The following is a 10,707-nucleotide window of genomic DNA, read 5'->3' as shown; positions in this document are numbered from 1 at the left end:
AGGGCATCTATGGCCGCGAGATGTTCGAGACCTGGTACAAGATGATCGCGCTGGTGCAGGGTCCGCTCGATGTCAGTGGGCTGATCACCCACCGCATCGGCGTGGACGACTTCCAGACCGGCTTCGAGGCGATGAAGAGCGGCAATTCCGGCAAGGTGGTGATGGACTGGTGAGATGTTGGCCGGGTGCCGTTCCGGAAACGTTGGAGGGGTGGGAATGATCGCTGCGTAGCAGTTTCATAGCTGCGTCGTTGATCTATCCAATGCCCCCTTAAGTGCCGCCATCCCTTCCGTGACCGCCGCTCGCTCGCTCGCGGTCAGCCTTCCCAGCAAGTCCCGCTCGAACGCTTTTGCCAACGGCACCATCTCGCGATAGGCGGCAAGGCCCGCTCCGGTCAGCGTCAGATGCTCGACACGGCGGTCTTTTTCATCAGGTTTTCGCGTCAGCCAGCGGCGTTGTTCGAGCTCGGCGACGGCGCGCGAAACCTTGGTCTTATGCATGGCCGACTGTTCGCCGAGCGCTGTTGCCGTCATCGTGCCGTGCTGGCCGAGACCGGCCAGCGTGCGCCATTCGGGCCGCGTCAGGCCGTGGCGGTCCTTGTAAACCCTGGAAAATTCGCGGCTGACAGCATCGGCAAGGCGATAGAGCCGGTAGGGCAGGAAGCTTTCGAGTTCGAGGGTGTCAGCCTCCATGGTCTGCTCCATCACGATTGATAGTTACATTTTCAATGGTTACAAACGAAACCAATTTGGTCAATCCAGGGAGGATGCAATGGCCTTTTCCTACATGCCGGGGTTCGGCAACGACTTCGAAACCGAGACTTTGCCCGGTTCGCTGCCGCAAGGGCGGAATTCGCCGCAGCGGCCGGCCTACGGCCTTTATGCCGAGCAGCTTTCGGGCTCGCCCTTCACGGCGCCGCGCGGCACCAACGAGCGTTCCTGGCTTTATCGCATCAGGCCGAGCGTCAGGCACACCGGCCGCTTCAAGGCGGCGAATTATCCGCTGTGGAAAAGCGCGCCGAATGTCGGCGATCACGAACTTGCGCTTGGCCAGTACCGCTGGAGCCCGGTGCCGATGCCGAAGGAACCGACCGACTTCATTGCCGGCATGCGCTCGATCACCACCGCCGGCGACGTGCTCGGCCAGACCGGCATGGCCGCCCATGTCTACGTTGCCAACCGCTCGATGGCCGACGACCATTTCTTCAACGCCGACGGCGAGTTGCTGGTCGTGCCGCAAGTGGGGGCGCTGCGCTTCGTCACCGAGATGGGCGTCATCGAATTGCGACCGGGCGAGATCGCCGTGCTGCCGCGCGGCCTCGTGTTCAAGGTCGAGCTGGTCGATGAAACAGCGCGCGGCTATGTCTGCGAGAACTACGGCGCCAAGCTGACGTTGCCGGATCGTGGCCCGATCGGCGCCAATTGCCTGGCCAATCCGCGCGATTTCAAGACGCCTTGCGCCTGGTTCGAGGACAAGGAGACGCCGTGCCGGCTGATCGTGAAATGGTGCGGGCAGTTTCACGTCACTGAACTCGATCATTCGCCGCTGGATGTGGTGGCGTGGCACGGCAACTACTCGCCCTACAAATATGATCTTGCAACGTTTTCGCCGGTCGGCGCGATCCTGTTCGACCATCCCGATCCGTCGATCTTCACGGTGCTGACCGCGCCGAGCGGCGAAGAGGGCACCGCCAACATCGACTTCGTCATCTTCCCGCCGCGCTGGCTGGTGGCCGAAAACACGTTTCGCCCGCCCTGGTATCACCGCAACATCATGAGCGAGTTCATGGGCCTGATCCACGGCCAGTACGACGCCAAGGAAGAGGGCTTCGTTCCCGGTGGCATCAGCCTGCACAATCTGATGCTGGCCCACGGGCCTGACGCAACAGGTTTTGAGAAAGCCTTCCACGCGGATCTGAAACCGGTCAAGCTCGACAACACCATGGCCTTCATGTTCGAGACGCGATTCCCACAGATGCTGACCCGCTACGCCGCCGAGGTTGAAACCCGGCAGGACAATTACATCGACTGCTGGGCCGATCTGAAGAAGCGCTTCAACGGCACGCCCGAGGGCGACTGGTCTTGAGCGCTGATCCAATGCGGGATCGGCTGGTGCTGCTGGGCTCGAAGGGCGGCCCGGCGCTCCGGCCGGGCGGGCCGTGGCCGAGTTCGTCGCTGCTGAAATTCGGCGGGCGTACCATCGTCGTGGATTGCGGGCTTGGCGTGACGCACGGGCTGGCCGAGACCGGCATCGGCCTGAAGTCGCTCGACTTGGTCTTCATCACGCATCTGCATTCCGACCATGTGCTGGAACTCGGTCCGCTGATCCACACCGCCTGGACGGCGGGTCTGGCGACACCGGTCACCGTGTTCGGCCCGCCCGGCACCGGCCATTACTGGCAGTGCTTTTGCCAGGCGATAGAATTCGACATCGAGATACGCATAGTCGACGAAGGCCGGCCTGATATCGCAGATTTGGTTTCGATCATCGAGTTCGGCGAAAGCCGGGTGATGGAGGAGCGCGGCCTGAAGGTTTTGGCGCTACGCGTCGACCATCCGCCGGTGAACGACTGCTTTGCGCTGCGCTTCGAGCATGCCGGACAGAGCGTGGTGTTTTCCGCCGATACGGCGTTCTTTCCGCCATTGGCGGATTTCGCCAAAGGCGCCGACATTCTCGTCCATGAAGCCATGCTGGAAGACGGCATCGAGCGGCTCGTCGCGAAAACCGGCAATGGCGCGCGGCTGAGGGAGCATCTGCTCGCCAGCCATAGTTTTGCTGAGGAGGCGGGGCGCATCGCCAGTGACGCAGGAGCCAAAAGACTGGTGCTCAACCACCTCATCCCGGCCGATGATCCCGAGATCGGCGAGGCCGATTGGATCGCCGCCGTCAGGAAAACATGGGCCGGAGACTTGACGATCGCCCGCGACGGCCTTGTTGTGGGACTGGAGCATGATCCCGAACCGAAGGACCGCGTTAGCGAAAAGTGAGAACCGGTTTTCGGAAGAGATTATAAGACCAAAATTCAAGCGGCACCAAAGCCGCATCAGGAGAGGAAACCGCATGAAGCTTGCCACATTGAAGGACGGGACGCGCGACGGAAAGCTGGTCGTCGTCTCGCGCGACCTGACGCGGTTCACCGATGCCTCGTTTCTGGTGCCGACGCTGCAGTCGGCGCTCGACGACTGGAACCGGATTGCGCCGCATCTGGCGACAATAGCGGAATCGCTGGAGAACAATGCGGTGCCGTCAGCGCGCTTTCACGAGCATGATGCCCATTCGCCGTTGCCGCGCGCCTACCAGTGGGCTGATGGCTCGGCCTATGTGAATCATGTCGAACTGGTGCGGAAAGCGCGCGGCGCCGAAATGCCGGCAAGCTTCTGGACCGATCCGCTGATCTACCAGGGTGGTTCGGACAGTTTCATCGCGCCGCGTGATCCGATCCGCACGGTCGACGAGGCTCTTGGCGTCGACATGGAAGGGGAAGTCGCTGTCGTCGTCGACGATGTGCCGATAGGCGCAAGCCTCGATGCGGCAAGAGCCGCGATCCGGTTGGTCATGCTGGTCAATGACGTCACGCTGCGCTCCCTCACGGCGCCAGAGCTTGCCAAGGGCTTCGGCTTCTTCCAATCAAAGCCGTCCTCGGCGTTTTCGCCCGTCGCGGTGACGCCGGACGAACTTGGCGAGGCCTGGGATGGCGGTAAGGTCAACCTGCCGCTGCTGGTCGATCTCAACGGCAAGCCGTTCGGCCGCGCCAACGCCGGCGTGGACATGACATTCGATTTTCCGGCGCTGATTGTGCATGCCGCGAAAACCCGGCCGCTGGCCGCCGGCACCATCATCGGTTCGGGCACGGTCTCCAACAAGCTCGACGGCGGGCCTGGCAAGCCTGTCTCGGCGGGCGGCGCCGGCTATTCCTGCATAGCCGAGTTGCGCATGATCGAGACCATCGAGGCCGGCGAACCGACAACCCCGTTCCTGGGCCTTGGCGACATTGTGCGCATCGAGATGAAGGACAGGGTCGGACATTCGATTTTTGGTGCGATCGAGCAGAAGGTCGAGAAATACGGAGAATGACAGGCGAGACTGTCTATCTTCTTTGCGGTGTCTGGGCTCTTCTCATGCTGGCGATCTTCATCCAGGCGGTCCGGCTGAGCTATCGCATCGAGGCGCGCTCGCCCGGGCTTACCAACCGCAGCGGCTTTCCGCGCAACGCGATGATTTTCCACACGGTGACCAACACGAACGTCGCGCGGGACGAGGAGACGCAAGCCATGCGCCGGCGCATGAACCGGCTGCTGCTGATCGTTCTCGCCGGATTCGCACTTCTGTGGGCGGGCGTGTCCTTGGTCCAGTCAGCGGAGTGATCTAGCTTAATCGTTCCAAACGCGGGGGGATCCAAGATGCCTTACACCGCTACTTACCTTTGGTTCGTGGGAATTTCGCGGCAACTCGATGAGTTTTTGCTCGACTATGATTTGAAGTTGAGGTAGGCGGAGGTCGAGCGGCTGAATCTGTGATCAGACCAACGCAACGTCATAGGCTGAAAAATGCCGATCCGCAGTGACCAACGTCAGGCCTTCAATTTGAGCCTGTGCGATGAGCAGACGGTCGAAAGGATCGCGGTGATGGAGCGGCAAATGCTCAAGCCTCGCCGCGTGTAGTTCATTCACACTGAGGATCGGAATGCCGTTCGATCGCAAGATTTCCACTATGTTGCCTGTGAGCGTGACTTTGCCGAGCGATTTCTTGATGGCGATCTCTGCTACCGAGACGGCGCTGACGACCACATCCTCGCCCGCAAGAAAGATGTCGCGATGGTGGTCCGAAAGGCGCGAGTCTGCGTTCAGTACCCAAAGCAGAATATGAGTATCCACCAGATATTGGTGGCTCATTTAATGTACTCGTCCCATTCGGGACCGAGTTCATCAAAATCATCCGATATCCGAATTTGGCCTTTCAGGGCTCCAAAAAGGCCCTTGCTCCCGCCAGCCCGGGCGGGAGCGCTCAAGGTTGCCACAACCTCGCCATGCCGCGTCAGATGGATCTCTTCACCGGCCTGCGCACGTTTCACCAACTCGGAGAGTTGGGCCTTCGCTTTTGCCATCGGAACATTCATGGTCAGACCTCTTATGACCAGAATTTAGGTCATAATTGATCGAACCGCAAGGAATTTGAAGGCGTCGCCTACTCCGCCGCCTGCACCTTCAGCACCCCGCGCTTGATCTGGTCCTGCTCGATCGATTCGAACAGCGCGCGGAAATTGCCCTCGCCAAAACCCTCGTCGCCCTTCCTCTGGATGAATTCGAAGAAGATCGGCCCGATTACGGTTTTCGAGAAGATCTGCAGCAGGATCTTGGTCGCGCCGCCGTCAACCACGCCTTCGCCGTCGATCAGGATGCCGTGCTTTTTCATCCTCTCGATCGGCTCGTCATGGCCGTGCACGCGGGTATGAGACATCTCGTAATAGGTTTCCGGCGGGCCGGGCATGAACTTCAGCCCGTTGGCTGCCAGCCTGTCGGTGGCGCCGTAGATCTCGTCCGTGCCGACGGCGATGTGCTGGATGCCTTCGCCATTGTACTTCTTCAGATATTCGGCGATCTGGCTGGTCTCGTCCTTGGACTCGTTGAGCGGGATGCGGATCTTGCCGCAGGGCGAGGTGATGGCGCGGCTGACCAAGCCGGTGATCTTGCCGTCGATGTCGAAGAAATGGATCTGCTTGAAGCCGAACAGGTCACGATAGAAATCCCACCATTTGTCCATATTGCCGCGATAGACATTGTGGGTGAGGTGGTCGAGATAATAGAAGCCGACGCCTTCCGGCTTCGGGTCGCGCTCGCCCAGCCAGTCGAATTCGGCTTCGTAGGCCGAGCCTTTGTCGCCGTAGACCTCGATGAAATAAAGCAGCGAGCCGCCAATGCCTGATATCGCCGGCACATCGAGCGCCTTGTCGACGCCTTCATAGGGTGTGGCGCCCTTGGCGACAGCATGGTCGAACGCGTGCTTGGCATCGACCACCCGCCAGGCCATCGAGGAAGCGCAGGGGCCGTGCTTGTCGACGAATTTCATCGCATGCGAGCCGAGTTCGGCATTGACGACATAGTTGATGTCGCCCTGCCGCCAGACGGTGATGTTCTTGGTGCGGTGCTTGGCTACCGGTAGATAGCCCATGCGGGTAAAAAGGTCGGCGAGCTTTTCCGGTTCGGGATGCGCGAACTCGACGAATTCGAAGCCGTCGGTGCCGGCGGGATTGGCCTTGCTGATCGTTGCGGGCGGTGCATCGTGCGGGAAGGGACCCATGGTGTTGTCCTCCTAAAGCTGCTTGGCCGCAAAGGGCCATTTTGACGCTACTATAGCGCGGAGCAGGCGCATGGTGCTTGCATTCAAACGCTTTAAACGAATAGATCATGCGGGAATTGTGCATGGTGGATGAAAAAATCATGGATGAGGCGCGCATTGACCAGTTTGACCGCAAGATAATGGCTCTCTTGCAGGGCGACGCACGGCTGACCAACAACGATTTGTCGGAACGGGTGAACCTGTCGGCGTCGCAATGTTCGCGGCGCCGCCAGAGGCTGGAGGAGGACGGCTATATCAGGGGCTATCGCGCGGTGCTCGACCGCGACAAGCTCGGCTTCTCACTGGTCAACGTCATCTCGGTGACGCTCGCCACCCACAACCGCGACAATGCGCGGCGCTTCGGCGAGTTGGTGGCGCGGTTGCCGCAGGTGCAGGAGGCGCACGCGCTGACCGGCGAGATGGATTACATCCTGAAAGTGGTGACGCCCGATCTGAAATCGCTGTCGGAATTCGTCAACGGCGTGCTCCTGCCGCACGAATCCGTGCAGCATGTGAAGACGGCGATCGTGCTGGAAACGCTGAAGGAAACCGGCGCGCTGCCGATTTAGCCCTTCGACTGTTGGATCAGCCCAAAAAGATTGGTGCAGCGTGCGCCGGAACGGCAATAGGCGAAGACCGGGCCTTCGAGCTCATCGAGCGCCTCAGCCTGGTCCTCGACATTTTGGGCCGTGATCTGGCCGCTGATGACCGGGATGTAGCGAAAGGTAAGCCCGGCGGCTTCGACTGCCGCTTTGACGGTGTCCGCCGAAGGCTGGCCGGGCTGCTCGTCATCAGGCCGATTGCAGATGACGCTCTTGAAGCCGGCGGCCTGGATGGCGGCGACTTCTTCGGGCTGGATCTGGCCGGAGACCGAATAGTCCTCGGTGATCTGACGATATTCCATGTTTCCTCGCAAAACTGGTTTGGCCGCAGTCTTAAGACTCCCCGACGAGATCGGCAATCCGCGCAGAATGCAATCCCACTGCGCAGATAGTTATTTTCGACGGAGAATCCAACCGAGCCGACGCGGCCCGGCTGGCCAGGAAGGCATCAGCTTCCGAGGATCGCGCCTTTGATCTGGGCGATGTTGTTGTGCATCAGGTCGATATAGGTCGAGGCCGGGCCGTCGAGCTGCGACAGCGCATCCGAATAAAGCGTGCCGCCAACCTTGGTGCCGGTCTCGCTGGCGATCTGCTCGATCAGCCGCGCGTTGCTGATGTTCTCGATGAAGACCGCCGCCGCCTTGTCCTGCTTCACCTGGCTGACCAGCTTGGCGACGTCGGCAGCGGACGGCTCCGACTCGGTCGAGACCCCTTCGGGCGCCAGGAAGGTGAGGCCATAGGCCTTCTCGAAATAGCCGAAGGCGTCATGCGAGGTGATGACGACGCGTTTCTCCTTCGGGATCGACTGGATCGCCGTCTGCACTTCGCCCTCAAGCGCGTCGAGTTTCTTGGTATAGGCGGCGGCATTGGCCTTGTAGCTGTCGCAACCCCCAGCGTCGGCGGTGCAGAAGGCGTCGGCGATGTTCTTCACATAGATCTTGGCATTGGCGACCGATTGGAAGGCATGCGGATCGGTATCTTCGCCTTCAGCGGCATCGGCATCGGCGAATTCGGGTTTGAAGTTGATCGGCGTGACGCCCATGGTCAAAACGGCGATCGTCGCCTTGGTGGCGCTGGCGTCGACCAGGCGCTGCAAGAAGCCTTCGAAATGCAGGCCGTTGACCAGCACCACATCCGCACCCGCCATCGCCACCGCGTCAGCCGGGCTCGGCTCGTAGACATGGGCATCGCCATCCGGCCCGACGATGGTGGTCAGATTGATCCGGTCGCCGCCGACATTTTTGGCGAAATCGGCAATGATCGTGAAGCTGGCGACCACTTTCAACGGCTCCGCGAGGGCCGACGACGCGCCAAAGGCTGACAATGTCATAACGCCCACTGCCAGGGCGGCGCGGATCGATTTCAGCATGGACAGCACTCCTTTGGGATCAGGCGGTTCTGTGGCGGTGATGGATAATGCGGGCGCGCAGGATGCCGCGCGTGCCGAACAGGATCGAGGCAAAATAGACGACGCCGGTCGACAGGATGATGGCCGGACCGGAAGGCAGCGACACGTGGTAGGACAAAAGCAGCCCGGCGACGCAAGAGGCAAAGCCGATCAGCACCGCCAGCACGCACATCGGCTCGACGCGCATGGTCCAGAAGCGGGCGGCAGCCGCAGGCAGCATCATCAGCCCGACCGATAGCAGCGTGCCGAGCGCCTGGAAGCCGCCGACCAGGTTGAGCACGACGAGGCCGAGGAAGATGAAATGCACCGGGCTGCCCAGCCGGCTGACCGAACGCAGGAACAGCGGGTCGAGACATTCGGCGACGAGCGCCCGCCAGAAGATGGCGAGGCTGACCAGCGTGACCAGCACGATGCCGCCGATCAGCGTCAGCGCTTCATTGTTGAGCGCAAGCACGGTGCCGAACAGCACGTGCATGAGATCGACGCTGGAGCCGCGGATCGACACCATCAGCACGCCGATCGCCAGCGAAATCAGGTAGAAGGCCGCCATCGAAGCGTCCTCGCGCTGGATGGTGAAGCGCGAGACGGCGCCGGCGCCGAGCGCGACGATGATGCCGGCAATCAGCCCGCCGATGGTCATCGGCAGGATTTCCAGCCCATAAAACAGGAACCCGGCGGCAGCACCCGGCAGGATGGCGTGGGCCATGGCGTCGCCGGAAAGGCTCATGCGCCGCAGCATCAGGAACACGCCGACCGGGCAGGCGCCGAGCGACAGCATCAGCGAGCCGGCAAGCGCCCGCTGCATGAAGGCGAATTCGGCGAACGGAGCGATGAAAAGACCGTAGAGCGTGTCCATCATGCGGCCCGCGGCCCGGAGCCGTGATGATGGTCGTGCGCATGGTTGTGCCCAGGGTCGTGCCCGTGATCACCGTGCTTGTCGGGCTCGCACCAGGGCGCGTTCTCCTCCCAGGCTTCGTGGAAGCGGCGCGCGCGCAACAGGTTTTCCGGCCGCAGCGTTTCCCTGGTTTCGCCCCAGGCGATTGGCTGGCGCGCCAGCAGCAGCGTCTCGGGGAAATTCTGGCGCACCAGTTCCAGATCGTGGACGACAACCAGGATCGTACGTTCCTCGCCATGCCAGCACTTGATCAGTGCGATCAGGTCGCCGACGGTCTTGGTATCGACGGCGTTGAACGGTTCGTCGAGCAGAATGAGATCGGCGTCCTGCAGCAGCACGCGGGCGAACAGCGTGCGCTGCAGCTGGCCGCCCGACAGCGTGTCGATCGGGCGTTTCTCGAAGCCGCCGAGGCCGACGGCCATCAGCGCCTGGCTGACCGAATCGCGATCTTCCCTGGTGTAGCGGCCGAGCAGCCCGCGCCGTGGCCACAGGCCGAGCGAAACCAGATCAACGACCCGGGCGGGAAAGGAGCGGTCGAGTTCCGACTGTTGCGGCAGATAAGCTGCGCGCACGCCGGGCGCCCGGACAACCGTGCCGGCCATCGGTTTCAACACGCCGACGATACCCTTCATCAGGGTCGACTTGCCCGAGCCATTGGCGCCGACGACGGCAGTCAGCGACCCGCGGCGGATCGTGCCATCGAGATGATGGATCGCCGGATGGCTGTTGTAGCCCAGCGTCAGGTCGCGGAATGTCAGGCAGGTTTTGGTCATGTGACGATCCGTGGGACACGACTAATACGGCAGCGGCGGTGGATATGTGATGTTATTACATTAGTCAACAAGTTAATCCGGCGGAATTGCGGCGACCGGAGCAATTTGCGTGTGCCTATTTTCGCCCCACGCCTGCTGGCTCAAGAGGATTCGCTCATGCAACCTTGCCCCCAGCGAACCGCGACTCTAAAGAGGCGCGACCCACAAAGGAAGGAAACGTCCAATGAGCATTCGTCGCATCGATGTTGGCCCACGCATGAGCCAGATCGTCATCCACGGCAACACCGTCTATCTGGCTGGTCAGGTCGGCGAACCGGGCGGAAACGTCGGCACCCAGACCAGGGACATCCTGGCGGCCATCGACGAATTGCTGGCCAAGGCCGGCACCGACAAGACCAAGATCCTGCAGGCGATCATCTGGCTGGCCGACATGAGCACCTTTGCCGAGATGAACACGGAATGGGACAAGTGGGTGCCACAGGGCCATACCCCGGCCCGCGCCACCGGCGAGGCCAAGCTTGCCGGGCCGGAATATCTGGTCGAGATTATTATTACTGCAGCGATTTGAGATGCGGCTCTTAACCCTCCCCCTTGAGGGGAGGGTCGCGGAGCAAATGCCGCATGGCGGCATTTAGTGACGCGGGGTGGGGTGGTGCAACTTCGCCGACCCCACCCCGTCTCGCAATCTCCGCT

General features: G+C 61.5%; 14 protein-coding genes and 1 pseudogene. 7 read left to right on the top strand and 8 right to left on the bottom strand.

All coding sequences use genetic code 11. The features are described 5' to 3' along the window. A pseudogene (gene tdh / locus AC0L18_RS29045) lies at positions 1-173 on the top strand (L-threonine 3-dehydrogenase); the annotation flags it as partial. 63 nt (positions 174-236) lie between these two features. Here tdh and AC0L18_RS29040 read toward each other — a convergent pair. Next, a complete protein-coding gene (locus tag AC0L18_RS29040; RefSeq protein ID WP_473495239.1) occupies positions 237-692 on the bottom strand; it encodes a MarR family winged helix-turn-helix transcriptional regulator in 456 nt (151 codons plus the stop codon). Between the two features lie 79 nt (positions 693-771). On the opposite strand from AC0L18_RS29040, the gene hmgA reads away from it, so the two are divergent. From hmgA to AC0L18_RS29020, 4 genes are all read left to right on the top strand, one after another. Continuing rightward, complete coding sequence (hmgA, locus tag AC0L18_RS29035; protein ID WP_473495238.1) at positions 772-2,085, top strand: homogentisate 1,2-dioxygenase; 1,314 nt, start codon at positions 772-774, stop codon at positions 2,083-2,085. An 11-nt stretch (positions 2,086-2,096) separates the two neighbouring features. Beyond that, positions 2,097-2,987, top strand: coding sequence for an MBL fold metallo-hydrolase (locus tag AC0L18_RS29030; RefSeq protein ID WP_473495242.1), 891 nt, complete (start codon positions 2,097-2,099; stop codon positions 2,985-2,987). Positions 2,988-3,060: 73 nt separating this feature from the next. Then, complete coding sequence (locus AC0L18_RS29025; protein WP_473495237.1) at positions 3,061-4,074, top strand: fumarylacetoacetate hydrolase family protein; 1,014 nt, start codon at positions 3,061-3,063, stop codon at positions 4,072-4,074. After that, on the top strand, positions 4,071-4,364 hold the full coding sequence (locus tag AC0L18_RS29020; RefSeq protein ID WP_287329494.1) for a hypothetical protein: 294 nt from the start codon (positions 4,071-4,073) through the stop codon (positions 4,362-4,364). Before AC0L18_RS29025 ends, AC0L18_RS29020 begins: the two co-directional genes overlap by 4 nt. A 153-nt stretch (positions 4,365-4,517) precedes the next feature. On the opposite strand, the gene AC0L18_RS29015 is transcribed toward AC0L18_RS29020, so the two are convergent. The 3 genes from AC0L18_RS29015 to hppD all read right to left on the bottom strand — a co-directional run bounded on the left by AC0L18_RS29015 (position 4,518) and on the right by hppD (position 6,297). Continuing rightward, a complete protein-coding gene (locus tag AC0L18_RS29015; RefSeq protein WP_095485688.1) occupies positions 4,518-4,892 on the bottom strand; it encodes a type II toxin-antitoxin system VapC family toxin in 375 nt (124 codons plus the stop codon). Then, complete coding sequence (locus AC0L18_RS29010) at positions 4,889-5,116, bottom strand: type II toxin-antitoxin system Phd/YefM family antitoxin (RefSeq protein WP_091600557.1); 228 nt, start codon at positions 5,114-5,116, stop codon at positions 4,889-4,891. Before AC0L18_RS29010 ends, AC0L18_RS29015 begins: the two co-directional genes overlap by 4 nt. Positions 5,117-5,184: 68 nt before the next feature. Next, positions 5,185-6,297, bottom strand: coding sequence for a 4-hydroxyphenylpyruvate dioxygenase (gene hppD, locus AC0L18_RS29005; protein WP_473495236.1), 1,113 nt, complete (start codon positions 6,295-6,297; stop codon positions 5,185-5,187). Positions 6,298-6,437: 140 nt separating this feature from the next. Between hppD and AC0L18_RS29000 the strand changes: the two genes are divergently transcribed. Continuing rightward, entirely contained in the window at positions 6,438-6,905 is a 468-nt protein-coding gene (locus AC0L18_RS29000; RefSeq protein ID WP_023803215.1) for an Lrp/AsnC family transcriptional regulator, read from the top strand. On the opposite strand, the gene AC0L18_RS28995 is transcribed toward AC0L18_RS29000, so the two are convergent. The 4 genes from AC0L18_RS28995 to aztA form a co-directional block, all read right to left on the bottom strand. Beyond that, positions 6,902-7,240: a protein tyrosine phosphatase family protein gene (locus AC0L18_RS28995; protein ID WP_473495235.1), complete on the bottom strand. Its 339-nt coding sequence runs from the start codon at positions 7,238-7,240 to the stop codon at positions 6,902-6,904. The two genes, AC0L18_RS29000 and AC0L18_RS28995, sit on opposite strands and share 4 nt — an antisense overlap. 146 nt (positions 7,241-7,386) lie before the next feature. After that, positions 7,387-8,307 carry a zinc ABC transporter substrate-binding protein AztC gene (gene aztC / locus AC0L18_RS28990; RefSeq protein WP_473495234.1) on the bottom strand — a complete coding sequence of 307 codons (921 nt, stop codon included), beginning with the start codon at positions 8,305-8,307 and terminating at the stop codon, positions 7,387-7,389. A gap of 19 nt (positions 8,308-8,326) precedes the next feature. Next, complete coding sequence (gene aztB, locus AC0L18_RS28985; RefSeq protein ID WP_473495241.1) at positions 8,327-9,202, bottom strand: zinc ABC transporter permease AztB; 876 nt, start codon at positions 9,200-9,202, stop codon at positions 8,327-8,329. After that, positions 9,202-10,014 carry a zinc ABC transporter ATP-binding protein AztA gene (aztA, locus tag AC0L18_RS28980; protein WP_473495233.1) on the bottom strand — a complete coding sequence of 271 codons (813 nt, stop codon included), beginning with the start codon at positions 10,012-10,014 and terminating at the stop codon, positions 9,202-9,204. The genes aztB and aztA overlap by 1 nt, the downstream gene beginning before the upstream one ends. A gap of 223 nt (positions 10,015-10,237) precedes the next feature. Between aztA and AC0L18_RS28975 the strand changes: the two genes are divergently transcribed. Further along, a complete protein-coding gene (locus AC0L18_RS28975; protein WP_473495232.1) occupies positions 10,238-10,582 on the top strand; it encodes a RidA family protein in 345 nt (114 codons plus the stop codon). The last annotated feature ends 125 nt before the right edge of the window (positions 10,583-10,707 follow it).

The sequence above is a fragment of the Mesorhizobium sp. WSM4819 genome, assembly GCF_055811215.1.
This window is presented reverse-complemented; position numbering and strand designations above follow the sequence as displayed.